At 60.9% G+C, this 23,355-nt stretch carries 21 protein-coding genes and 3 tRNA genes; 17 read left to right on the forward strand and 7 right to left on the reverse strand.

The annotated features are described in order from the left end of the window. Positions 1–4 precede the first annotated feature (4 nt). Both purN and purM read right to left on the reverse strand, forming a co-directional pair. Positions 5–670 carry a phosphoribosylglycinamide formyltransferase gene (purN, locus tag AAE484_RS07435; protein ID WP_341937733.1) on the reverse strand — a complete coding sequence of 222 codons (666 nt, stop codon included), beginning with the start codon at positions 668–670 and terminating at the stop codon, positions 5–7. After that, positions 667–1,725 carry a phosphoribosylformylglycinamidine cyclo-ligase gene (gene purM, locus AAE484_RS07440; RefSeq protein WP_341937734.1) on the reverse strand — a complete coding sequence of 353 codons (1,059 nt, stop codon included), beginning with the start codon at positions 1,723–1,725 and terminating at the stop codon, positions 667–669. Before purM ends, purN begins: the two co-directional genes overlap by 4 nt. 531 nt (positions 1,726–2,256) lie before the next feature. Here purM and AAE484_RS07445 point away from each other — a divergent pair. From AAE484_RS07445 to ggt, 4 genes are all read left to right on the forward strand, one after another. Further along, positions 2,257–3,378, forward strand: a complete 1,122-nt coding sequence (locus AAE484_RS07445) for a DUF2066 domain-containing protein (RefSeq protein ID WP_341937735.1) — start codon at positions 2,257–2,259, stop codon at positions 3,376–3,378. 81 nt (positions 3,379–3,459) lie between these two features. Further along, positions 3,460–4,170 carry a DnaA regulatory inactivator Hda gene (hda, locus tag AAE484_RS07450; protein WP_341937887.1) on the forward strand — a complete coding sequence of 237 codons (711 nt, stop codon included), beginning with the start codon at positions 3,460–3,462 and terminating at the stop codon, positions 4,168–4,170. Positions 4,171–4,318: 148 nt separating this feature from the next. Continuing rightward, on the forward strand, positions 4,319–6,076 hold the full coding sequence (locus AAE484_RS07455) for a glycoside hydrolase family 9 protein (RefSeq protein ID WP_341937736.1): 1,758 nt from the start codon (positions 4,319–4,321) through the stop codon (positions 6,074–6,076). A 160-nt stretch (positions 6,077–6,236) separates the two neighbouring features. Next, positions 6,237–7,931, forward strand: a complete 1,695-nt coding sequence (gene ggt / locus AAE484_RS07460; RefSeq protein WP_341937737.1) for a gamma-glutamyltransferase — start codon at positions 6,237–6,239, stop codon at positions 7,929–7,931. Between the two features lie 11 nt (positions 7,932–7,942). Here the strand turns inward: ggt and AAE484_RS07465 are convergent, their stop codons facing one another. Further along, positions 7,943–8,890 (reverse strand): tRNA dihydrouridine synthase, encoded by a 948-nt coding sequence (locus tag AAE484_RS07465; protein WP_341937738.1) that lies wholly within the window; start codon positions 8,888–8,890, stop codon positions 7,943–7,945. A gap of 332 nt (positions 8,891–9,222) precedes the next feature. Between AAE484_RS07465 and AAE484_RS07470 the strand changes: the two genes are divergently transcribed. The 4 genes from AAE484_RS07470 to AAE484_RS07485 all read left to right on the forward strand — a co-directional run bounded on the left by AAE484_RS07470 (position 9,223) and on the right by AAE484_RS07485 (position 13,786). Further along, entirely contained in the window at positions 9,223–9,486 is a 264-nt protein-coding gene (locus tag AAE484_RS07470; protein WP_341937739.1) for an OadG family protein, read from the forward strand. 62 nt (positions 9,487–9,548) lie between these two features. Then, on the forward strand, positions 9,549–11,336 hold the full coding sequence (gene oadA / locus AAE484_RS07475) for a sodium-extruding oxaloacetate decarboxylase subunit alpha (protein ID WP_341937740.1): 1,788 nt from the start codon (positions 9,549–9,551) through the stop codon (positions 11,334–11,336). A 41-nt stretch (positions 11,337–11,377) separates the two neighbouring features. Next, positions 11,378–12,688: a sodium ion-translocating decarboxylase subunit beta gene (locus tag AAE484_RS07480; RefSeq protein WP_341937741.1), complete on the forward strand. Its 1,311-nt coding sequence runs from the start codon at positions 11,378–11,380 to the stop codon at positions 12,686–12,688. A 303-nt stretch (positions 12,689–12,991) separates the two neighbouring features. Continuing rightward, on the forward strand, positions 12,992–13,786 hold the full coding sequence (locus tag AAE484_RS07485) for a PhoH family protein (RefSeq protein ID WP_341937742.1): 795 nt from the start codon (positions 12,992–12,994) through the stop codon (positions 13,784–13,786). A gap of 67 nt (positions 13,787–13,853) precedes the next feature. Here the strand turns inward: AAE484_RS07485 and AAE484_RS07490 are convergent, their stop codons facing one another. The 3 genes from AAE484_RS07490 to AAE484_RS07500 form a co-directional block, all read right to left on the reverse strand. Next, positions 13,854–15,191: a glycoside hydrolase family 2 TIM barrel-domain containing protein gene (locus AAE484_RS07490; protein ID WP_341937743.1), complete on the reverse strand. Its 1,338-nt coding sequence runs from the start codon at positions 15,189–15,191 to the stop codon at positions 13,854–13,856. 125 nt (positions 15,192–15,316) lie between these two features. Further along, entirely contained in the window at positions 15,317–15,790 is a 474-nt protein-coding gene (locus AAE484_RS07495; RefSeq protein WP_341937744.1) for an NADAR family protein, read from the reverse strand. Positions 15,791–15,844: 54 nt separating this feature from the next. After that, positions 15,845–16,174 carry a hypothetical protein gene (locus AAE484_RS07500; protein ID WP_341937745.1) on the reverse strand — a complete coding sequence of 110 codons (330 nt, stop codon included), beginning with the start codon at positions 16,172–16,174 and terminating at the stop codon, positions 15,845–15,847. Between the two features lie 245 nt (positions 16,175–16,419). On the opposite strand from AAE484_RS07500, the gene queE reads away from it, so the two are divergent. From queE to AAE484_RS07545, 9 genes are all read left to right on the forward strand, one after another. Further along, complete coding sequence (gene queE / locus AAE484_RS07505; protein WP_341937746.1) at positions 16,420–17,070, forward strand: 7-carboxy-7-deazaguanine synthase QueE; 651 nt, start codon at positions 16,420–16,422, stop codon at positions 17,068–17,070. Positions 17,071–17,095: 25 nt separating this feature from the next. After that, positions 17,096–17,788: a 7-cyano-7-deazaguanine synthase QueC gene (gene queC, locus AAE484_RS07510; protein ID WP_341937747.1), complete on the forward strand. Its 693-nt coding sequence runs from the start codon at positions 17,096–17,098 to the stop codon at positions 17,786–17,788. Positions 17,789–17,883: 95 nt separating this feature from the next. Further along, a tRNA-Lys gene (locus AAE484_RS07515) sits at positions 17,884–17,959 on the forward strand. 43 nt (positions 17,960–18,002) lie between these two features. After that, positions 18,003–18,078: transfer RNA gene (locus tag AAE484_RS07520), tRNA-Lys, on the forward strand. Between the two features lie 43 nt (positions 18,079–18,121). After that, positions 18,122–18,197: transfer RNA gene (locus AAE484_RS07525), tRNA-Lys, on the forward strand. 628 nt (positions 18,198–18,825) lie between these two features. Next, a complete protein-coding gene (gene nadA / locus AAE484_RS07530) occupies positions 18,826–19,887 on the forward strand; it encodes a quinolinate synthase NadA (RefSeq protein WP_341937748.1) in 1,062 nt (353 codons plus the stop codon). Positions 19,888–20,049: 162 nt separating this feature from the next. After that, a complete protein-coding gene (gene dapA / locus AAE484_RS07535) occupies positions 20,050–20,925 on the forward strand; it encodes a 4-hydroxy-tetrahydrodipicolinate synthase (RefSeq protein ID WP_341937749.1) in 876 nt (291 codons plus the stop codon). Between the two features lie 107 nt (positions 20,926–21,032). Further along, complete coding sequence (bamC, locus tag AAE484_RS07540; protein ID WP_341937750.1) at positions 21,033–22,202, forward strand: outer membrane protein assembly factor BamC; 1,170 nt, start codon at positions 21,033–21,035, stop codon at positions 22,200–22,202. 232 nt (positions 22,203–22,434) lie between these two features. After that, a complete protein-coding gene (locus tag AAE484_RS07545) occupies positions 22,435–22,698 on the forward strand; it encodes a PilZ domain-containing protein (protein WP_341937751.1) in 264 nt (87 codons plus the stop codon). Between the two features lie 18 nt (positions 22,699–22,716). Here the strand turns inward: AAE484_RS07545 and AAE484_RS07550 are convergent, their stop codons facing one another. After that, on the reverse strand, positions 22,717–23,241 hold the full coding sequence (locus AAE484_RS07550) for a leucine-rich repeat domain-containing protein (protein WP_341937752.1): 525 nt from the start codon (positions 23,239–23,241) through the stop codon (positions 22,717–22,719). Positions 23,242–23,355: the final 114 nt, after the last annotated feature.

Consider the following 23,355-nt stretch of genomic DNA (forward strand, 5'->3'; position numbering starts at 1 on the left):
GGATTCAACGCCTACTGGTTTCCATTGGACGCCCACTGGGCCCTAAAGGTTCGTTATCCAGTACCGCTTTTCCCGATTCCATCCGCAATCGCCCCTTGGCGAACCATTCAACGGCCAAGGGGTAGAGGGTGTGTTCCTGCGCCTGAACCCGTCTGGCAAGCGCCTCGGCCGTGTCATCGGCGTGAACCGGAACCCGGGCCTGGACCACCGGTGGCCCGCCATCGAGTTCATCGGTGACAAAATGCACCGTGACGCCGTGTTCTTTGTCCCCCGCCTCCAGGACCCGCTCGTGGGTGTGTAACCCCTGGTATCTGGGCAGCAGAGAGGGGTGGATGTTCAGCATCCGGCCCTCGTAGTGCCGTGTGAATTCGGGCGTTAAAATCCTCATAAAGCCCGCCAGAACCACCAGATCCGGATGGTGGCGGTCAATCAGCTCCTGCAGAGCCCGATCAAAGGCCTCGCGCGATTCAAAATCTTTGTGGTCGAGCGTCAGGGCGGGGATGCCGGCCGCTTCGGCTCTCTGCAGGCCGGCAACCCCCGGGCGGTTGCTGATCACAGCCACCAGATCAATGGGGAGCTGCCCGGCCTGCCGGGCATTGATCAGCGCCTGAAGGTTGGTGCCACTGCCACTGATCAGAACGACGACTCGGGTGCGGGACTGGACACTCAAGCACGGACTCCTGTCAGCTCAACCCGGGGCTCATCACCCGACGCTTCGGCGATGGTGCCAATGGCAAACGCCCGCTCGCCGGCGGCGTTCAGCTGTTCCAGAGCGGCGGTTTCCTGGGCCCTGGGCAAGGCGATGACCATGCCAACGCCGCAGTTGAAGGTGCGGAACATCTCGCGCGGGGCAACGCCACCGGCCTGCTGCAGCCACTGAAACACGGGCGGCAGATCCCAGCTACCGGTGTCGATCACCGCTTTGCAGTGATCGGGCAGCACCCGGGGGATGTTCTCCGTCAGCCCGCCGCCGGTAATGTGCGAGAGGGCGTGAACATCGAAATCTTTGATCAGTTGCAGCAGCGGTTTGACGTAGATGCGGGTCGGTGTCATCAACGCCTCGCCCAGCGGTTGCCCGTCGCAGTCCCGGGTCAGGTCGGCGTCGCTGACCTCAATGATTTTGCGGATCAGTGAGTAGCCGTTGGAATGGGGGCCGCTGGAGGCCAGGGCGATGAGGCTGTCGCCGGCGGCCACTTTGGTGCCGTCGATGATCTCGGACTTTTCCACCACGCCGACGCAGAAGCCGGCCAGGTCGTAGTCGTCGCCGTCATACATGCCGGGCATCTCGGCGGTTTCGCCCCCGACCAGAGCACAGCCGGCCTGCTCACAGCCGGCGCCAATCCCGGTGACCACATCGGCGGCGATATCGACGTTGAGCTTGCCTGTGGCGTAATAGTCCAGGAAAAACAGGGGCTCGGCGCCGGCCACCACCAGATCGTTGACGCACATGGCGACCAGATCAATACCGATGGTATCGTGGCGTTTGAGGTTCATGGCCAGGCGAAGCTTGGTGCCAACGCCGTCTGTCCCCGAGACCAGCACCGGCTGGCGATAGCCGCTGGGCAGCTCGCACAGAGCGCCAAAGCCACCCAGGCCGCCCATGACCTCCGGTCGGCTGGTGCGCTTGGCGACACCCTTGATGCGCTCAACCAGGGCTTCCCCGGCATCGATGTCGACACCGGCATCTTTGTAACTCAGTGACGGATTCGCGTTTTGTTCACTCATGAATTGGCTTTCGCTCTCGGAACGACGGCAGCGAACTGCCTGTCTGGACGGGGAATGTCATTTAATGGCCGCGTATTCTATCAGTTTATGCCCGAAATGCGAGCGAGTGGTCCATGCGGCCAATTCTGTCACTCTCAGCCGTCACACAAGCGCGTTGGGCAAGGCGCGCGAGTGCAGGACTGGCCGTCGTCAATTCAAGCGAGCGCAAAGCTTACCGCCTCCTGCTCTCGCCCCTTACCTACATCCATGTAGGCAACACCGCCCAGGGTGCTTGTGTGGCGGCCCTTCGGGAGAGCCTGTGCTGGCGCGACTCGGCGTTGCGTCTCTTGACAAGGGAACCACCCTTGCCTGCGAACGCGCCTTGATTCGCACCAGCACAGGCTCTCTGAGAGTGACAGAATTGGCCGCATGGACCACTAATGAACCTTTCCCCATTTTTGTGGCCTGCTACAATGCGGAGCTTGGCCCTCCAGCCGATTCGAGAAACCTGTTCAAGCGAACCATTCAACCAACATGGAACCGAGGCATACTTTGAGGCGATTACTGACAATAACGACGGCCTGGCGGCTCTGTCTGACCTTCGCAGCACTGCTGCTTGCCGCGGCGCCGCTTCGTGCCGAGCAGGTGGTGGACCTCTACACCGCCGAAGTGCTGGTGGCGACGCAGTCGGCGGCCGATCGCGAGCGTGCGGCGCGCGAGGCGTTTGCAGCGCTGGTCGTGCGAGTCTCGGGTGATACCGGGGCCATGGAGCAGTCGGCGGTGCGCGAGGCCAGCCGACGAGCGCAGGACTTTGTCTACCAATTCAACTATGCCTCGACCGATGACACTATCGAGGTCGACGGAGAGGAGCGCCCGGCCACCCGGCTGGTGCTGAAGTTCTCACCGGTGGAAATTGAGCAGCTGTTGCGCTCCGCCGAGCTGTCCCTCTGGCCAGCCAACCGTCCCGCCGTGCTCTACTGGCTGGTAGCCCGGGACGATGACGGCGTTCAGCGCGTGACCGGCTCGCAGGAGCGGGACTGGCTGAAGGAGCAGGCCGTCTTGCGCGGGTTGCCGTTGATTTCGCCCCTCGACGATCTGCAGGATCGGCTGGCACTGTCCGCCCGTCAGCTGTGGGATCTGGATCGGGAGGCCATCCGGTCAGCGTCAGCGCGCTATGATTCCGACGCGGTGCTCGTGGGCCGCTACAGCGAGACGTCCAGCGGCGAGTGGCGCTCGGACTGGCAGCTGTATCATGGAATGGGGAACTACGGCTTTAACGTCAACGCCGAGTCGAAACAGGCGATGATTGCCTCGGCCGTAGATGTTCTGGCGGACCATTTTGCCTCGCTCTATGCCATTGTGCCGCGTGAAGAAGGGCCGGACACGCTGGTACTGCAGCTGTCCAACATTGAGGGTTTCGGCGCCTACAAGGCGGCGGAGACCTATCTTGAAGATCTGGCGATGGTCCGTCGGGTAGAGATGATATCGGTGCGCCCCGGCGTGTTGCTGTTCCGCCTGGTCACCGAAGGGGACGTCGAGCGCCTGCTCAGCACCCTGAAACTCGACAGCCAACTGGTTCCCGCTGCCCAGAGCGGGCATGTCAGCCTGGTGGGTGATCGCTTCCAGCCACAGGGTACAATGGCCAACCCGCTGGTTTATACTTGGGAGCCGTAACGCTCGTTTCCGGCCCGTTTAGTCACGGGAGCCCCAACAGTCACTGGAGCCCCAATAGTCATTGGAGATAGTGTGATCGCCATGTCCCCACCGGAGCAGTTGTCGCTGGGCGTCAGCCTGAATGACGACGCCACCTTTGAAAATTTCTATGCGCCGGCCGGTTCCGCCAATGAGCGGACATTGACGCTGCTGCGCGCTCAGGCGTCGGGGCAGGGCGAGGACTTCATTTACCTGTGGGGTGGCTCTGGGGTGGGGTTGACCCATCTGCTGCAGGCGGCCGGGCATCAGGCCCAGGATGCGGGCTTCAGTATCCAGTATCTGCCTCTGCGCGAGCTGGTGGGATTCGCCCCCGAGGCCCTGTTTGACGGCATGGAGCATGTGGATTTTCTGTATCTGGACGGACTGGAAGCCATTGCCGGGCAGGCCCATTGGGAAGAGGCGCTGTTCCACCTTTATAACCGGCTGCGCGACGGGGGTGGCCGCCTTTTGGTGGCCGCTGTCCAGGGGCCCCGGGAGCTGCCTGTGGCATTGCCCGATTTGCGCTCGCGCCTGCAGTGGGGGATCACCTGCCAGGTCCACCCGCTCAATGATCAGGACAAACAGAATGCTCTGCGCCACCGCGCCCGGGCGCGGGGTCTGGATCTGAGTGAAGAGGTGGCCCACTACATCCTCCAGCGTGTTCCGCGCGATATGAACGAGCTGTTCTGCTACCTGCAGCGACTGGATCATGCCTCCCTGGCCGAGCAGCGCAAACTGACGATCCCGTTTGTAAAGAAAGTGTTAAATCTGTAGCCGGCTCTCTCTTTGATCGCGACTTTGAGGTATTCTTGGGTCTCTTAGGGTCGCGAGCACCATAACTCTGGAGAGGCAGGCCGGGCATACCGGGCTTCGGCGCCAGCGACCCCGAACAACAAACATCAATAAAAATAGAGGTGCTTCCATGCCCACTCTCACACGTGGACTCGTGGCCGTATCGGCCGGCCTTTGTCTGCTCACTGCCTGTCAGTCCGAACTGTCCCAGCCCCGGGATGACGTCACCGAAGGTGACGCGAACATTCAGGTCAATCAACTGGGTTTTATGCCCGATGCGGCCAAGGCCGCCGTGGTACCGGCCAATGGGGCGGACCGTTTTGAACTGATCGACATCCGAAGCGGCCAGTCGGTGTTCAGCGGTACCCTCAGTGAAGGGCGGGCCTGGGAGCACTCGGGTGAGCGGGTACGTCAGGCTGACTTTTCCTCCTTTACCCGGCCCGGCCGCTACCAGGTGCGCGTGGCCGGTCTGGCCGAATCTCCGGAGTTTGAGGTGCGCGAGGATATCTATCGGGCATTGAACGATGCCGCCATCAAGGCCTACTACTTCAATCGCGTCAGCACTGAACTGACGCCCGAGTATGCGGGAGACTACGCCCGCCCGGCGGGTCATCCGGATACGCAGGTCGAGGTCCATCGGTCGGCAGCCTCCGAGGCGCGGCCCGAAGGCACCGTCATCTCCAGCCCCAAAGGCTGGTATGACGCCGGCGACTACAACAAGTACATCGTCAACTCGGGCATCAGTACCTACACCCTCCTGGCCGCTTTCGAGCACTTCCCGGAATATTACTCGGGGCGCGATCTGACCATTCCCGAAAGTGGCGACGCCGTGCCCGACCTGCTCGATGAAACCATGTGGAACCTCGAGTGGATGCTTACCATGCAGGACCCGCATGACGGCGGCGTCTATCACAAGCTCACCACCAAGAACTTCTCGGGCAAGATCATGCCCCACGAGGCTGATAAACAGCGCTACGTGGTGGCCAAAGGAACCGCTGCGGCGCTCAATTACGCGGCGGTGATGGCCACCGCCAGTCGGGTGTATGCCGAGTATGAAGAGGCCTTCCCCGGCTTCTCCCGCCAGGCGCTCAAGTCCGCCGAAGCGGCCTGGCAGTGGGCGCAGGAAAACCCCGATGTCACTTACCGCAACCCGGAAGACATTCAGACCGGCGAGTACGGCGATGACCAGTTGAGCGACGAATTCGCCTGGGCGGCCGCCGAGCTCTATATCACCACGGGCAAGGATGACTACTATCGGGTCATGAGCGCACCGGAGCTGGCCAACAGCACGCCCAGTTGGTCCGACTCCAAAGGGCTGGCCTGGATGTCCCTGGCCCACCATCGCGAGCAGTTGACCTCAGCGGCGGATCGGGACCTGATCGAATCCCGGGTGACCGGTCTGGCCGATGAGCTCCATGGGGAATGGCAGGACTCGCCCCAGGGCGTGGCGATGCGGGCTGAAGATTTCGTCTGGGGCAGCAACGGGGTGGCGATGAACAATGCCATGATGTTGTTGCAGGGCTATCGGCTCAGCGGCGAAGAGGGCTATCGCGATGCCGCTCAGGCTCTGCTGGATTACGTGTTGGGGCGCAATCCCACCGGGTTCTCCTACGTGACCCAGTATGGCAGTCAGACTCCGCAGCACATTCACCACCGGCCGTCAGAAGCCGACGAGATCGAGGCGCCGGTTCCCGGTTTTCTGGCCGGAGGCCCCCACAGCGGCCAGCAGGATGCCGATGACTGCCCGGTGGAATACCCCTCGGACAAACCGGCCAGGTCCTATCTGGATCACTGGTGCAGCTACGCTACCAATGAAATCACCATCAACTGGAATGCCCCCCTGGTATACGTTTCGGGGGCTTTACAGGTGATGAGCGAGCGCGACTAGCGCCTGTCAGAGGAAGCTCTCTTCTCAGCCCGGCCACGCAATGCTCCGTTCCCGAGCGGTCGCGTGGCCGGGTTTTTCGTGCCTGATTGAGTGACCATTTGGGCGCGACGATGATACCCTTCGGGTTTTTCTCTCCGGACCCCACTGAAGATTGATCCCCATGCCAAAACTGCTCGCCCTGCTTCTGCTCATTTTCAGCTCATCGACGATCGCGGGCGAACGCCCGCCCGCGAATCGATATGCCGACGTCACCGCCGACGGCCGGGGCGCGGTGGCCACCGTGCAGCCTGTGGCCACCCGGGCGGCCATGGATGCCTATGAGCAGGGCGGCAATGCCCTGGATGCCGCTGTGGCCGCTGCCCTCACATTGGGAGTGGTGGATGGGCACAATTCCGGCATTGGCGGCGGTATTTTCGCGGTGGTCCACTGGGCGGACGGTACGGTAGAGGCCATCGACGGGCGGGAAATCGCACCGGCCAGGGCCCATCGGGACATGTATGTGCGCGACGGCGAGTACCGGCCGGAGCTGAGCAAAAAAGGGCCCCTGGCGGTCGGCATTCCGGGCTCGGTCAGCGCCTATGACTACATGATGCGCAAGGGCGGGGAGGGCACCTTCGCCCAGCACCTGAAGGCAGCGGCGGACCTGGCCGAAGAGGGCTTTGCGATTGACGGCATCTTTACTCGCCGCCTGAACCGCCATGTTGATGACCTGAACGAATTCCCCGGCACGGCCGCCATTTTCCTGAACCCGGAAGGTGAACCCTGGCCGCTGGGGCATCGCCTGCAGCAACCGGACCTGGCCCGCACCTACCGGGCCATTGCCAAACAGGGGCCGGAGTACTTCTATGAGGGTGATTTCGCCCGGGCGGTGGGCGACTGGATGGCCGACAATGGCGGGATGGTGAGGGCCGAGGACTTTGCCGATTATGACCTCAAACGTCCCCAGCCGGTCGTGAGCGATTATCGCGGTTACCGGATTTACGGGTATCCGCCACCCAGCTCGGGTGGTGTGCACGTGGCCCAGATGCTCAACATGATGAGTCACTTTGAGCCCGCCAAACTGTCCGAGGCGGATCGCTACCACTTGCTCGCCGAGACCATGAAGCTGGCCTTTGCCGATCGCGCCCACTGGCTGGGTGATCCCGCCTTTGCCCAGGTGCCCAAAGGACTGGCAGGCGAGCCCTATGCCGAGACGCTGGCCGAGCGCATCTCGCTCGACAAAGCCCGGACGGTCGAGGGCCACAGCGAGCCGCCCAAGTCCCAGGAAGAGCTGTTCGGCAAACATACGACCCATATCGCCACGGCCGACAAGGAAGGCAACTGGGTGGCCATTACCGCCACGGTCAATACCAACTTTGGCTCAAAAGTGGTGGTGCCGGGCACCGGTGTGATTCTCAACAACCAGATGGACGACTTTTCCGCCCAGCCGGGCGAGCCCAACGCCTACGGGTTGATCGGGGCCGAAGCCAACAGCATCCGGCCGGGTAAGCGCCCGCTGTCGAGCATGAGCCCCACCATTGTGACCCGCGAAGGTAAGCCAGTACTCACTTTGGGTGCGGCCGGCGGGCCCACGATCATTACCCAGGTGTTCCAGACTCTGGTCAACTACATCGATCTGGAGTTGGCGCTGGAAGACGCCATAGCCATGCCCCGGGTTCATCACCAATGGCGACCCGACCACCTGTTTGTGGAAAAGACGCTGCCCGACCCGGTGCGCGGGGCCCTGGAGACCAAGGGTCACAGTCTGCGTCGTCTGGGAGACTATGGCTCCACCCAGGCGATTGGTCTCGATCGCAAAGGTGGCTTCATCAGTGTCGCCGAGCCGCGACTGGAAGAGCGCAATCAGGTGGAGTGAGCCGGAGGCCTTTATGCGGCGGCCAACAGCGCCTGCTCCAGCCGCGCCGGTTCCTGTTCGCGCTTGATGGTTTCAAAAAAACTCTGGGCCTGGGGGTACTGGCGCTGCAGGTACATCAGCCATTGCTTGATGCGGTTGCCGCTGTGGCGGGTGGGGTAGTTGGGCTGACTCATCCGATAGTAGCGGTACAGTAATTCACACACCTTGGACCAGTTCATGGGAGTATATGGCTCGCCGGCCACATGAGCCTTGATCTGACGCGCCAGATCCGGGCAGGCCAGCAGGCCCCGTCCCAGCATGAACCGGTCGCAACCGGTCACTTCCCGGCAGCGTTCAAAGTCCGCCACCGTCCAGATCTCGCCGTTGGCGATCACCGGAATCGTCAGGGCCTCCCGGATGCGGGCAATGTAGTCCCAGTAGGCCGGGGGGCGATAGCCGTCGGCTTTGCTGCGGGCATGCACGGTTAGCTCGCTGGCACCGCCCTCGGCCGCCGCCCGGGCGTTGTCCAGATACAGGCTTCTGTCTTCAAAGCCCAGGCGGATCTTGGCACTGACCGGGACTTCGGCGGGGAGCGCGGTGCGCACCGCCCGCACAATGTCATGCACCCTGTCGGGGGCGCGCAGCAGGCAGGCGCCACCGTCGCTGCGGTTCACGCTTTTGGCCGGGCAGCCAAAGTTCAGATCGATCGCGGTGGCGCCGGCGCGCACGGCGTTGGCCGCGTTGAGCGCCACCATCTCGGGCTGACCGCCCAACAGTTGCAGTTTGACGGGGGTGCCACTCGGGGTGCGGCTCTGGTGCTCGAGCTCCGGTGCGGAGCGCAGGAACACCTTGCGGGGCAACGCGGTATGGGTCACCCGGATAAATTCGGTGACACAACCATCCAGCCCGCCCAGTGCGCTGAGCAGGTCGCGAACCTGGTGGTCGACCACGCCTTCCATCGGGGCGAGAAATAGCTGCATGGGTGCGTGCTCCGGGGGCTCAAAAGGGCCGCCATTCTAGCGGCTTTTCCTCAGGCAGGGGGAGCCCGGTGCACGAAAAAGCAGCACTCAAGTTGTAAGTTTTTGAAAGATAAGAGAAAATGGACGGCCGTTTTATCAACGGCGGGATGGTAAAAGTAAACCCCGGCCACGGCATTTTGTGACGCAGTTGCCAGCTTGGGGGATTCAAGCTACATTGGCGCGCCCCGGCGTCGGGCGAGAGCTTTCTATCGACTGGCGGGCCTATCAGCCGGCCGCGAAGGTTTTGCCGGTAACGATTGTGACACGGGTATTCATGAAACAGGGTGCATGCAATGAATGACACACTGATGCAACAAGGCACGGACCTGATGCTCTATGGCATGGGGTCGGTGCTGGTTTTTCTCACACTGCTGGTGATTGCCACTACCCTTTTGACGGGGCTGGTCCGGCGTTGGTTCCCCGAACCTGACCCGATTCCCTCGGGCCGCCCGGCCAAACGCTCCGGAGCAGGGCGCAGGCCGGCCTCCGCCGAAGTGGACGAGACGGTATTGAAAGCGATCAAGGCGGCGGTGGCAAAACACCGCGCCCGCCGCTGATTGTCAGCGACCAGCAGACCCCAAACGCACCCCAAAGCGAACAGTGAAGAAGGTAAAACGCCATGAGCGAGGTTAAAAAGCCCTTGGGCATTACGGAACTTGTTTTGCGCGATGCGCATCAGTCCCTTTTTGCCACTCGCATGCGCCTTGACGACATGCTGCCCATCGCCGAGAAACTGGACCAGGTGGGCTTCTGGTCCCTGGAAACCTGGGGCGGTGCCACCTTTGACGCCTGCATCCGCTATCTGGGCGAAGACCCCTGGGACCGGATCCGGCAGCTCAAGCAAGCCATGCCCAAGACCCCCATGCAGATGCTTCTCCGGGGCCAGAATATCCTGGGCTACCGTCACTACGCCGATGACGTAGTGAAGAAGTTCGTCGAGCGTGCGGCCCACAACGGCGTGGATGTTTTCCGGGTGTTTGATGCCATGAATGACATGCGCAACCTGGAAACGGCGCTCAAAGCGGTCAAGGATCAGGGCAAGCACGCCCAGGGCACCATCTCCTACACCATCAGCCCGGTGCACAATATCGATGGCTGGGTCGATATGGCCAAGCGCATTGAAGACACGGGCGCCGACTCCATCGCGATCAAGGATATGGCGGGACTGCTCAGACCCTATGTGGGCTACGAGCTGGTCAAGCGCCTGAAAGAGACCTGCGATATTCCCATTCACATGCAGAGCCATGCCACGACCGGCCTGGCCCATGCCACCAATCTCAAGTGCGTGGAAGCGGGTATCGACAACGTCGATACCGCCATTTCCTCCATGTCCATGACCTATGGCCACAGTCCCACCGAAACGCTGGTGGCGACCCTGGAGGGCACGGAGCGGGACACCGGGCTGGACCTGGAGTTGCTGGAAGAAATTGCCATCTACTTCCGTGAAGTCCGGCGCAAGTACGCCAAGTTTGAAGGCTCGCTCAAGGGCGTGGATTCACGCATCCTGATTGCCCAGGTGCCGGGTGGCATGCTGACCAATATGGAAAACCAGCTGCGCGAGCAGAATGCCGAAGACCGGTTCAACGAAGTCCTGGAAGAGATCCCCCGGGTGCGCAAGGATCTGGGTTATATTCCTCTGGTGACGCCCACCTCACAGATCGTGGGAACCCAGGCGGTCATGAACATTCTCACCGGTGAGCGGTACAAGACCATCACCCGGGAGACCGAAGGGGTGCTCAAGGGTGAATACGGTGCAACCCCGGCCGAGGTCAACAAGGAGCTGCAGGACCGCGTGCTGGACGGGGGAGAGCCCATCACCTGCCGCCCGGCCGATCGTCTGGAGCCGGAGCTCGACAAGTTGACCGAAGAGCTGGAAGCGAGCGCGAAAGAAAAGAATATCGAGCTGACCGAGGGTGAGGGCCGTATTGACGATGTGCTCACCTACGCGCTCTTTCCCCAGATCGGTCTCAAGTTCCTTGAGAACCGCAACAACCCCGACGCCTTCGAGCCCGTGCCCACCGGCAAAGAGGGCAGCGCTGTCACCACCGATTCCGGTGAGGAAGTCTACACCGTGGAAGTGGATGGCAAGAGCTACACCGTTACCGTCAACGATGGCGGCGATGTGACCGGCCTGGTGCCTGTGGGTGGCGATGCCTCCAAGAGCGGCGAGAATGCCGCGCCCGCCAGCGGCGACGGTGAGCCCGTGCCCGCCCCTCTGGGCGGTAACATCTTCAAAGTGATGGTCAGTGCGGGCGATGAAGTTGAAGAGGGCGATACGCTCCTGATTCTCGAGGCCATGAAGATGGAATCGGAAGTCAGCGCGCCCCGCGCCGGCACCGTCACCAAAGTGCATGTGCAGACCGGGGATGCGGTTTCGGCCGGCGACCCGCTGCTCGATTTGGCCTGAGCTTGAACCGAAGCTGCTTGAAGCAACGTTGAGACCAATTTATGCATAATTTTATTCGACTGTGGCAGGAATCGGGCATTAACCAGATGGAGTGGGGTACTTTCGCCATGATTCTGGTGGGCCTGCTCCTGCTGTTCCTCGCCATTCGCAAAGGCTTTGAGCCGCTGCTGCTGGTGCCCATCGGTTTTGGCTGCATCATGGCCAACATACCCGGGGCGGGTTTGGCGCTCTCGGCGGTAGAACAGGCGCTCGATGTGGGTGGACAGGAAGTGTTGGCCGCTCTGGGCGACGTCCTGGGCGCCTCGGCCGGCGCCAGCGCCGATGAGCTGCTCAAAGTCTACAAAACCGCCGCGACGGCGGAACAAGCCGCCGCCGCCAAGGTGGCGCTCGACTACGGTTACAATAACGGGGTGATTTACACCTTCTATGAAGTGGCGATCGGCTCCGGTATTGCGCCGTTGGTGATCTTCATGGGAGTGGGGGCCATGACGGATTTCGGTCCCCTGCTTGCCAACCCGAAAACCCTGTTTTTGGGGGCGGCGGCCCAGTTCGGTATTTTTGCCACCGTTATCGGTGCGGTCGGTATGTCGGCCGCCGGCTGGATGGATTTCTCCATCGCCGATGCCGCGGCCATTGGCATCATCGGTGGTGCTGACGGTCCGACTGCCATTTATGTGTCGAGTATTCTCGCCCCGGAACTGCTCGGCGCCATTGCAGTGGCCGCATACTCCTACATGGCGCTGGTACCGCTGATCCAGCCGCCGATCATGCGCGCGCTCACCACCAATGCCGAGCGTCAGATCAAGATGGAGCAGTTGCGCCCGGTCTCCCGGCGCGAGAAGATCGCGTTTCCTCTGGTCCTGCTTATCCTGGTGGCCTTGCTCTTGCCGACGGCCGCGCCGCTGTTGGGCATGTTCTGCTTCGGTAACCTGATGCGCGAGTGTGGCGTGGTCGAGCGTCTGAGCGATACCGCGCAGAACGCACTGATCAATATCACCACGATCTTTCTGGGTCTGGCCGTGGGTTCCAAGCTGGCGGCGGGCAGCTTCCTGGATACCAAAACGCTGGGCATCCTGGTACTGGGTATCGTCGCCTTCGCCATTGGTACCGCCATGGGCATTCTGGTGGCCAAGCTCATGAACCTGTTTGTGCGCCACAAAGTGAACCCCTTGATCGGTTCGGCCGGTGTATCCGCCGTTCCCATGGCGGCGCGTGTGTCCAACAAGGTGGGGCTGGAAGCCAACCCCCAGAACCATCTGCTCATGCATGCCATGGGCCCGAACGTGGCCGGTGTGATCGGGTCGGCCGTGGCGGCCGGTGTCATGATCTCGATGGTTTCGGCCATGTCGTGATGTTTTACAGCCGGGAGGCTATTCATCCTCCCGGCTTGACCCTTTCTGTAAATACCCCTAATATCAAAAGCAAGGGAAGTGATTCCCCCATCTCAAGCAGCGTATCGGCTTGCCAGCGCGCTTCGGATTTCTCTTACCCACCACCAAAGAGGAGGAGCCAGCCATAGCATTCGGGGCACCTCTGCCAGCCCCACCAATGCATCACCTTTTTTGAGTCTCACAGGGCAGGGCCGCGGCCGACCCTCACAGGACGAAGCGCCCCACCAGTCCCTGTTCAAATTGGAACACAAAGGGGATTTACCCATGGCGAAACGATCTCACGCGAAGCGCAAGAGAAATCAGAGAACCCACCCCGAAGACAGATTATTTCCAGAGGAATACGGAAGACGTCGCTCCCCTCTCGACGGCAACATCGTAGAAATCAACTCCCACTCCCGCCAACTCGAAACCGCTTACGCTCCCAAACGTGCCAACCAACCCCTGACCGCCTGCAACAACGCCCAGCAGACCTACATCAACGCCATTCAGAACTACAACCTCACCTTCGGCATCGGCCCGGCGGGCACGGGGAAAAGTTACTGTGCCGGCGCACTCGCGGCCGAAGCGCTGGAATCCGGGCGAATCGAGCGGATCATCCTGACCCGTCCCGCCGTGGAGGCCGGCGAGCAGTTGGGGTTTTTACCCGGCGCACTGGATGAAAAATTCTCGGTCTATATTGACGCCTTTCGGGAAATTCTCGCCGAGCGCCTGGGCGCCGGAACGGTGGACTATTGTCTGCGCCACGGACGTATCGTTGCTGCGCCCCTGGCTTTCATGCGCGGCAAAACTTTCAACAACCGGACCTTCGTGATACTGGACGAAGCGCAAAATACCTCGCCCGCGCAGATGAAGATGTTCCTGACCCGGATCGGTGAAGACTGCAAGGTCGTCATCAACGGTGACATCGAGCAGAGCGACATACGCGGATCCAATGGCCTGGCGGATGCGGTCAATCGCCTGGGCAACTTGCCCAGCGTCTACATCCATCGGTTCGAGCGCGAAGATATTGTTCGCAGCGGGCTGGTGCGGGATATTATTGATCGTTACGAGTTGACGTGATCAAGTGCCTGGCGGTTGCAGAAGCCCGGCCAGGAGGCCGGGTTTCTGCAAACTGATGATGGGTTGATTATTCGTGGTCTTCAGCGCTACCGACAAAGAAGGGCACATTGGCAGTGGCGGCTTTTTTGTGCTCGGTAGTGACATAAGTGAACAGGCGATAGGGGCCTTTCTTTTCCGGTGCCTTGAACTGCATGCGCCCGTCACCCCGATCCTGCACGATCAACCCGGAGACACTCTCCGGGCGCTCTTCACGATCGCCGCCCGATTTGATATCGGTGCTTTCCGGTAAAAACTCCCAGCGAATGTCAAAGGGCGCATCTTCCGGATGACTCGCTTCGAGTGTGACCTCGTATGAGGCTCCCGGCTCAAGATAAATACTGTCGTAGGCGGTTTTACCGTCGATCCGGAATGACTGAATACTGGGTGCTCGGTGGGTCGGCCACTCCCCGGTCCACAGCTGTTGCATGGTGTCGACAACCTCGGTGGCGTGGCCGGATTCGAGAAACAGGCCATACCAGGTCGGCGTGGTTTCCTGTTTCTGCCCCCACAAAAAAGCGTAGGAGCCGAGTCCTTTTTCCGGGTCGCCAAGAATGGCCGACTCATAGCGTTGGCGATAGGCCTGCGCCTTTTCGGTACTGGTCTGCTCAATGGGCACGCCCCAGTCTGTGTTGGCGATTTCCCAGTGGCCTGTGGGCCCCCACTCGGTCACGGCGTAGGCCCCCGGCCAGCCGACATCACGAACCTTCCCCGGGAGTGTGTCGAGGTCACCGTAAGTGTTGATGCTCAGGTAGTCGATGCTCGGCACCCGCTCCAGGATCAGGTCGGCCTTCTCCTCGTCGATGCCCGCCGTGACGGTGGTGATCAGGTGGTGGGGGTCCAGCTCCCGGATCATCCGCGCAATGTCTTCCACGGCGTGCCAGACAGAGGTGTCGGTATAAAACAGGTCCAGTTCATTGCCGATGCCCCAGCTCAGGAGCGCGGGGTGATCCCGGTAGCGCAGCACTTGCTCACGCAGGCGTTCTTTTTGCGCCTGAACGGCCTGTTTATCGCTGTAATCAAACCCGTGGCGCTCCTTGCCCATGCGCAGGCCCAGCATGACGGTGAGGCCCTGGGCCTCGGCTTCATCCAGAATTCGCTCGGCATCGTCGGTGCTCCAGGTCCGGACCGAATTGGCACCGGCCGCTGCCAGCTGGTCCAGCCGGCTGGTGCCGCCAGCGCCCCGAATAAAATAGGGCTCGCCCTCGCGGTAAATCCAGTAGTGCCCGGACTCGTCCTGCTTCAACGTGACGGGTATGGCGCTGGAGGCGCTTGAGGACTGTGGGGAAGAGTGTGCTGAGGGGTCTGTTCTGTCACAGGCCCCCAGTGCCAGTAGGCCGCTCAGAAACAGAAATGTATGTTTGTTCATTGGTGCTCTCTTTTTATTGGGTGGACGGGCGCAGTGCTTATCGTGATTGTTGCGTCAGATCATCACCCTGGCAAGAGACAGGCTTAAAGTGGGAAGCGCAAAATGCAAAGTGGGAAGTGGGACCCCTAGGGGTGTTTTTCCTGCCTGAGCTTGGCGCGCACATCCATCAGGAGTTTTCCGTAGCGGTTCTCTCCCCGATGGTCGCGGCCGACGCCCCAGAAATAATCGTAGAGGGACACTTCGACAATCGGGTTGTTCTCGGTCGCCAGCAGAGCCTCCGCGAATTCGGGCCAGGTGTGGCACTGGGTGTAAATGGCCCGGGTCATGGCAGCGACTCTGACCTTGTCCCAGTCCTTTCTCGGCCGTTTGAACCAACCGCGTCCCCGCTTGCGGGCTATCTCGACTGAATCCGCCGTTCGGATGGACTCGGCCAGCGCCCGGCCCGGGTATTTCATGGCCTGGTAGTAGTGCTCGGCCGTGGGCCAGGGGTGGCCGTCCAGCAAAAATTGCCGCGGTATTGCGCAGCCCAGTGTTTCGTCCGGTTGCAGTCGGGAAACCTGGATGGCGTTGTCGTTCTCGGTTGATTCAAATAGCCCCATGGCACTCGACCTGAAAATAGATGGATGTAAAGATGCTGCTCTGTGATCGGAAACTCAATCTTCCACCCACTCCCAGCGCACCGGCTGCCCAAAGTCGTCCAGAATCATTTTTTTTCGGGGGCGTTTGGGCTTCGGACGTTTGGGGACCGGGACGGGATGTTTGCGCGCCTCCAGCGCCTGAACCACATGGGTCAGAGGCGTGCGTCCGGCCAGAGGATTCTCGTCCTTGGTGGGCGTGAACAGGGGCGTCAGGGGCCCTTTGGCGTCAAAGCGACCGCTGATGCCTCTCGGCACTTCTTTGACTTCACCACCCTCGCGCAGGTAATCGGCCAATTGCTGGTCGAGCTCGGCGCGCAGTTGGCGTTTGGTTTTGACAGGTTTCATAGCGGCTTCGGTAAGAGTATCGGGGGTAAGGGTATCTGGGTCCGATACAGAATTTCGGGCCAATCACGAAGAATAACAGCCTCGCCCTGAGCGGGCAAATGGCGTCAGGTGTGGATTTTGCCGGCCGGGCCTCGCATAGCACCTGGGCTTTGGGTAAACTGCGTGCTCGCCCGCTTACCTTTATAGCTATAGCGGGCCGCCTTTTTGTTAATGCCCCCTGACCCGGGCTGCGAGCCAGACGCTTCATGACCGACGACAGTCTCAGAATCACTGAAATCTTCCACTCCCTGCAAGGCGAGGCCCGGACCCTGGGGCGCCCCACGGTATTCGTGCGCCTGACGGGATGTCCATTGCGTTGCCATTACTGCGATTCGGAGTACGCCTTTCACGGCGGGGAGCGCCAGACGCTGGAGCAGATCCTCGAGCAGGTGGCCGGCTACCACCCGCGATACATCTGTGTCACCGGCGGCGAGCCGCTCGCCCAGCCCAACTGCCTGGCGCTGCTTGAGCGCCTGTGTGATGCAGGCTATGAGGTGTCTCTGGAAACCAGTGGGGCCATGTCCCTGGAAGGCGTGGATCCGCGCGTCAGCAAGGTGATGGATCTGAAAACGCCGGGCTCGGGCGAGGTGGACAAGAACCGCTGGGAGAATATCCCCCTGCTGGGCCCACAGGATCAGATCAAGTTCGTGCTCTGTAGCCGCGAGGATTATGACTGGGCCAAGTTCAAACTGGACGAATACCGCCTGGTGGAACGAGTGAATGATGTGCTCTTCTCCCCGAGCTTCGGTCAGCTGAACGCCCGTTCGCTGGCCGACTGGGTAGTGGCGGACAACCTGCCGGTGCGTTTTCAGCTGCAGCTGCACAAACTGCTCTGGGGCGATGCCCCCGGATATTGAGCCCGTATTTGAAGGAGTTAGCACAATGATCGCACCCAAAGCCGTGGTTCTGGTCTCCGGAGGGCTGGACTCCACCACCGCTCTGGCGATTGCCCGCAACAAAGGCTATGACTGCTACACCATCAGCTTTGATTACGGCCAGCGCCACCGGACCGAGCTTGCGGCCGCCGAGCGCACGGCCCGCCAGGGTGGCAGCCTCGAGCACAAGGTCATCACTCTGGATCTGCAGGCCATCGGGGGTTCCGCCCTGACCGACAGCGCTATTGATGTGCCCGAGACAGAGGGCGAGGGCATTCCGGTCACCTATGTGCCCGCGCGCAACACCATCTTCCTGTCGATCGCCCTGGGCTGGGCCGAGGTGCTCGGTGCTTTCGATATCTTCATTGGCGTCAACGCCGTGGATTACTCCGGCTACCCGGATTGCCGCCCGGAGTATGTGAGCGCTTACGAGGCCATGGCTAACCTGGCGACCCGGGCCGGGGTCGAGGGGCGCCGGCTGCAGATCCGGGCGCCGCTGATGCACTGGAGCAAGGGCGAGATCATCCAGCGCGGCCTGGCGCTGGGGGTGGATTACAGTCTGACCGTGTCCTGCTATCAGGCCAATGAGGCGGGCGAGGCCTGCGGCCGCTGTGACAGCTGCCGCCTGCGCCGCGCCGGCTTTGCGGAGGCGGGTGTTGAGGACCCGACGCGCTATCAGATGGGCGCTAGTAGGGGCTAGAGCTTAAGCTGTTGGTTTTATTGGGGCTTTTTTCTGCTTTGGGGGCAAAAAGCGCTTGTTTTTTTCGGCTGAATCTTTATCATACGCGCCTCTTTGGGTCGTTAGCTCAGTTGGTAGAGCAGTTGGCTTTTAACCAATTGGTCGCTGGTTCGAATCCAGCACGACCCACCATCTTTCAAAGTTCGAGCGCCATAGGCGCTATCCTGCCAGTTTTGGGTCGTTAGCTCAGTTGGTAGAGCAGTTGGCTTTTAACCAATTGGTCGCTGGTTCGAATCCAGCACGACCCACCATCTTTCAAAGTTCGAGCGCCATAGGCGCTATCCTGCCAGTTTTGGGTCGTTAGCTCAGTTGGTAGAGCAGTTGGCTTTTAACCAATTGGTCGCTGGTTCGAATCCAGCACGACCCACCATTTTCCTTTCCTGTTCCGCCTCCAGGTTGGCTTCTAGTTGAGTCCTTTTGGGGATTGGGTTTATAGCTCAAGCATGGGAGATACTTCACGACCGGCCCGCTTCGGGGTGGCCTGTTCCAGGACACGTGGCAAGTACGTCCCTGTAACTCGTCAACACTAGTCCCGCGGTTGACGGTCCTGGAACAGGCCACCCCAAATCGGTCCTCCGAGCCTTGTAGATACAAACCCTCCAGAAATATTCTTGGGAGTTGATGACCTCTGTGGCAGGTGCGCTGTCGCTTACCAGCCCTACAGGAAGGCACGGCGGTTGCTACAAGGTGCGGAGGACCGATCTGGGGTAGGGTCTTCCCGGACCGTCACCGACAGGATGTCGGTGGAGAGGCCCCAGGGATGGGTTCACGCCGTGTCCGGGAAGACCCTACCCCTGAGCGGGCCGGACGTGAAGTAACTTCCTTAGGCGTTACCCTATTTAAAGCTAACTCTACCCCGAACCCGTGCCTTCCAATCGTCCCCTAGGAATCAATAAAAACAGAAAGAGTCCAAGAAACAGCAGTTTTGGGGCGCTTTTGCGCTGTGTGGTATTATGGCGCCCTGACCTGATGCAGGTGATTTGTGAGGTGATTCTAGTATGACTGCGGACAATGTAATCGACACCGTTACCGCCCGGAAAACGCCGGAAGAGGTGGTGCGGGAGCATCTGGACCGCGCCTGGGAAGCGCCTCGCTACACCCCGGAGCAGGAAACAGATTACCGCGAGCGTATTAAAGCATTATTACACAAGCACAACGCCGTGCTGGTGGCGCACTACTATACCGACCCCATGATCCAGGCCCTGGCCGAAGAGACCGGTGGCTGCGTGGCCGACTCACTTGAAATGGCCCGCTTTGGCAAAGAGCACAGCGCCGACACCCTCGTCGTCGCCGGCGTGCGCTTCATGGGCGAAACCGCCAAAATCCTCACCCCGGAAAAGCGCGTACTCATGCCCACACTGGAGGCCACCTGCTCCCTGGACCTGGGCTGCCCGCCCGACGAGTTCGCCGAATTCTGCGATCAGCACCCGGACCGCACGGTGGTCGTCTATGCCAACACCTCCGCCGCCGTCAAAGCCCGGGCCGACTGGGTCGTGACCTCCAGCATCGCCAAAGACGTGGTGGACCACCTCGACCAGAAAGGGGAGAAAATCCTCTGGGCGCCGGACAAGCACCTGGGGGACTATGTGCAGCGCGAGACCGGCGCTGACGTGCTGCTCTGGGACGGCGCCTGTATCGTGCACGAGGAATTCAAGGCCCGTGGGCTGGAAGATCTCAAAGCCCTGTACCCCGAGGCCGCCGTGCTGGTACACCCCGAATCACCCCAATCGGTAGTGGCGCTGGCGGACGTGGTGGGCTCCACCTCGCAACTGATCAAGGCCGCGCAGGAGCTGCCCAACGAGGATTTTATCGTCGCCACCGATCAGGGCATCTTCTACAAGATGCAGCAGTTGTGCCCGGGCAAGACCTTTCACATCGCGCCCACCGCCGGCAGCGGCGCCACCTGCCGCAGTTGCGCCAACTGCCCCTGGATGGCCATGAACGTGCTGGAGAACCTGGCGAGCGTCTTCGAGCGAGATGACAACGAGATTCATGTGGATCCCGAGGTGGCCCGCAAAGCCATGATTCCCCTGCAGCGGATGCTGGATTTCAAAAAATAACCCCCGATCTTACGTCAAACTTGTCTAGTGGAGCGCCTCTCAGTACCATTGCGGCTTTGCTTTCCCCGCCATTCGGCTGGAAGGCCCGGGTTTGCCGGTCGAACCTGTGGCGTTTGCCGAAGTCAGAGCGTACGTAAAATCGATTAAACGGAGCTCCCGCTCATGATACAAGGCAGCATGGTCGCCCTGGTAACCCCCATGGCCCCCGACAATACCCTCGACTGGCCCAGCCTGCGCGATCTGGTGGACTGGCATCTGGAGCAGGGCACCAACGCCATTGTGGCGGTGGGCACGACCGGCGAATCGGCGACTCTCGACATTGCAGAGCACCTGAGCGTGATCAAGGCGGTGGTGGATCAGGTCAACGGGCGGATTCCGGTCATCGCCGGCACCGGCGCCAACTCCCTGGCCGAGGCCATGGAACTGACCGAAGGGGCCAAGGAGGCGGGGGCCGACGCCTGCCTGCTGGTGACGCCCTACTACAACAAGCCCACTCAGGAAGGGCTTTACCTGTTCCACAAGACCATTGCCGAGCAGGTGGCGATTCCGCAGCTGCTGTACAACGTACCGGGCCGGACCGCTGTCGACATGCTGCCGGAGACGGTACGGCGCCTGTCGGAGCTGCCCAATATCATCGGCATCAAGGAGGCCACCGGCGATATGGTGCGGGCGCGAACCCTGATTGAGCAGTCGCCCGACGACTTCATCGTGATCTCCGGGGATGATGCCACGGCGGTCGAATTGATGCTTTTGGGCGGTAAAGGGGATATTTCCGTTACCGCGAATGTCGTACCCAGGGCGCTGGCCGAACTCTGTGAGCTGGCCATCGGCGGACACGCCGAGCAGGCGCGCGCGCTCAATGAGCAATTGATGCCCGTTCACCGGGCCATGTTTGTGGAAACCAACCCCATCCCCGCCAAATGGGCCCTGATGCAGATGGGGCGTATTCAGTCGGGGATTCGTCTGCCCATGACCACGCTGTCGGGGCACCACCATGAGTCGGTGCTGGCCGCGCTGAAAGATGCCGGGCTTGTTTGACTGGCTTTGGACGCTAAAGGCTATTTTGGACGCTAAAGGCTTGTTTGAACGCTAAAGGCTTATTTATAAACCGCTAAAAGAAAACTCACTGGAGAGTTTGGACATTTATGCGCATTGTGTATTGGTTGTTGGTCGGGTTCAGTTTTACGCTCTCCGGCTGTGGCGTTCTGTTTGGCGAGGAGGGGTACTTCCGCAATCGCGAAGACGATTATCTCAAGGCGGACAGCCTCGAGCCACTGAAACTGCCGGACAATCTCGACGGTGCGACCCTGGGGCAGCTCTATGACGTTCCCGAGCTGACCCAGGAAGACGTCAGTTTCGTCCAGGACACCTCCGACTTTGAGGTCCCACGCCCCGAGCCCCTGTCCTCCAATGCGCTGGTGGAGCGGGTCAAAATCCAGAAGCTGGATAATGAGCGCTGGATTCTGGTCAATGTCGAGCCCGGCGAATTGTGGCCGCGGGTGCGCAGCTTTCTGTCGAGTAATAACCTTGAAGTGGCGTCCACTGATACCGATCGCGGCCTGATCGAGACCGAATGGCTCTCGTTCAAGGACGATGACAGCAACCAGATCAACCGTTACCGGATTCGCATCGATCGCGGCGTCCAGCCCGACACCAGCGAGATCCATGTGACCCATATGAGCCTTGACCGCGAGTCGGCCTCTCAGGCGCAATTGAACGCCTGGCCGGACGAGTCCACCAGCAAGGAGCGTGAGAACTGGGTTGTCGATGAACTGGCGGCTACGCTCGCGAGTGAAGAGCTGGACAGCCTGGGCGGCACCTCCCTGATTGCCCGGGAAATCGGGGGCAATATCAAGGCGCGCAGTGCCATGGTAGAAGGCGAGCCGGTTCTGCATCTGGAGCTGCAGCGTGCACGCGCTCTGGCCACTCTCAGCCACTCGGCTACCCAGGAAGGCTTTACCATTTACGACAGCGCTCCGGAAGAGGGCCTGTTCTACCTGGGCTACCGTCAACCGCGGGCAAGCGAGCCGGGCTGGCTGGCGCGACTGTTCGGGGCCGAGAAGAACCCAAAGCCACCCGAAACAGACTACAGCCTCGCGCAATTGCGCGAAGTGCTGCCCGAGGGGCTGCTCGCCTCACCCGAGCAAGCCGAGAGCGCTCGCGAACAACTCCCGGACGCACCCGGGTACCTGTTGGTACTGAAGGAGCAGGACAGCGGCGTACTGGAGGCGCGCCTGCGTGATGCCTATGGCCAGCGTCTGGCCCCCCGCCGTGCACGTGAGCTGCTCTCGGTGCTGCGCAAGAACCTGATTTAAACCGATCGGGGTCCGGGCCCGAAGGCGGCATGCCTTCGGGCCGGTTCGGCTGGCGTTTTGCGACCGGCTTGCATATGCTGATAGATAGAAGCGGGCGAAAGCCTGCGGTACCTTCCCGCCCTCGGTCAGCCTTCAATGCCTGAAGGTTGGGTGGGCAAGGTTTTTGGTCAGTGGGTCTTTGGTGGGCAGAGCCTTGCGCGCCCCACTGGAACCCTTGGAAAAGGAGCTCATCGTGATTGATCGCCGCCAGCATGAACGCTTATCCACCAGTATCAGGGTGGAAATGACGCATCCCAGTTTTGGCACCATTGTCGGGTTTACCCAGGATATCTCCGATGGCGGGGCCAGGGTTCTGGTGGAGAATCAGCCCAAACCACCGGTGGGAACCCGTGTCATGGTCAAGTTCAAAAAAATGGTCGGGCCGATCAATGCCGACCCCGTCCCCATGCGCGTCATGCATCAGTTGAGGAATACGGTCGGTTTGATGTTTGACTGACGATCGTTGGGTAGCCAGTCAGCCACAGTGCCCGGGCAACCGGACTTTGTCGCCAATCTTCTCTGCCAGTTTCTGCGCTTCGCCACACTCGAGTGAATCGTTGCCGCGTAAATCCACTTCTTTCAAACGCTCCAGCGAACGCAGCGGCGCCGTGCTCGAGAGCCGGTTGCTCCTGATGTCGAGAATTTCCAGTTGAGCGAGGCCCTTCAGAGGCTCGACACTGGCAATCTGGTTGCCTCTCAGGCTCAGGGCCTCAAGACCCGTGAAGCGCGAGAGGCCTGCAAGTGTCTTGATCTCGGTACTGCTGCAGTTCAATTGATTGAGCTGCCCGGCCAGGGTAATCCTCTGGTCAGCGATGGCCTGTTCCACGCATTCATTCAGTGCCGCGTCCTCAAGCCGGTAATCGGAGAACAGCGTCGGCGGGTTGTAAACCGGATTGTCGTTGAGATTGAAGGTGTAGCCGGCGCAGCCGCCGAGCGCCAGAAACGTGGCTGGCAGGAACCAACGAAAAAAAGAGTGAACTGTATTGTTGCTGTGAACCATGGGTCTGCCTATAGTGTCTATGTCTGGCTGGCCATAATCATGGCAGCTGGATTGCAGGAATGCCACCCCAATCCGGGAGGGCGCCTGGAGATAACACGGGTCTGGCGCAGGGCG

Source organism: Marinimicrobium sp. C2-29, from assembly GCF_038419845.1.
Taxonomy (GTDB): Bacteria; Pseudomonadota; Gammaproteobacteria; order Pseudomonadales; family Cellvibrionaceae; genus Marinimicrobium.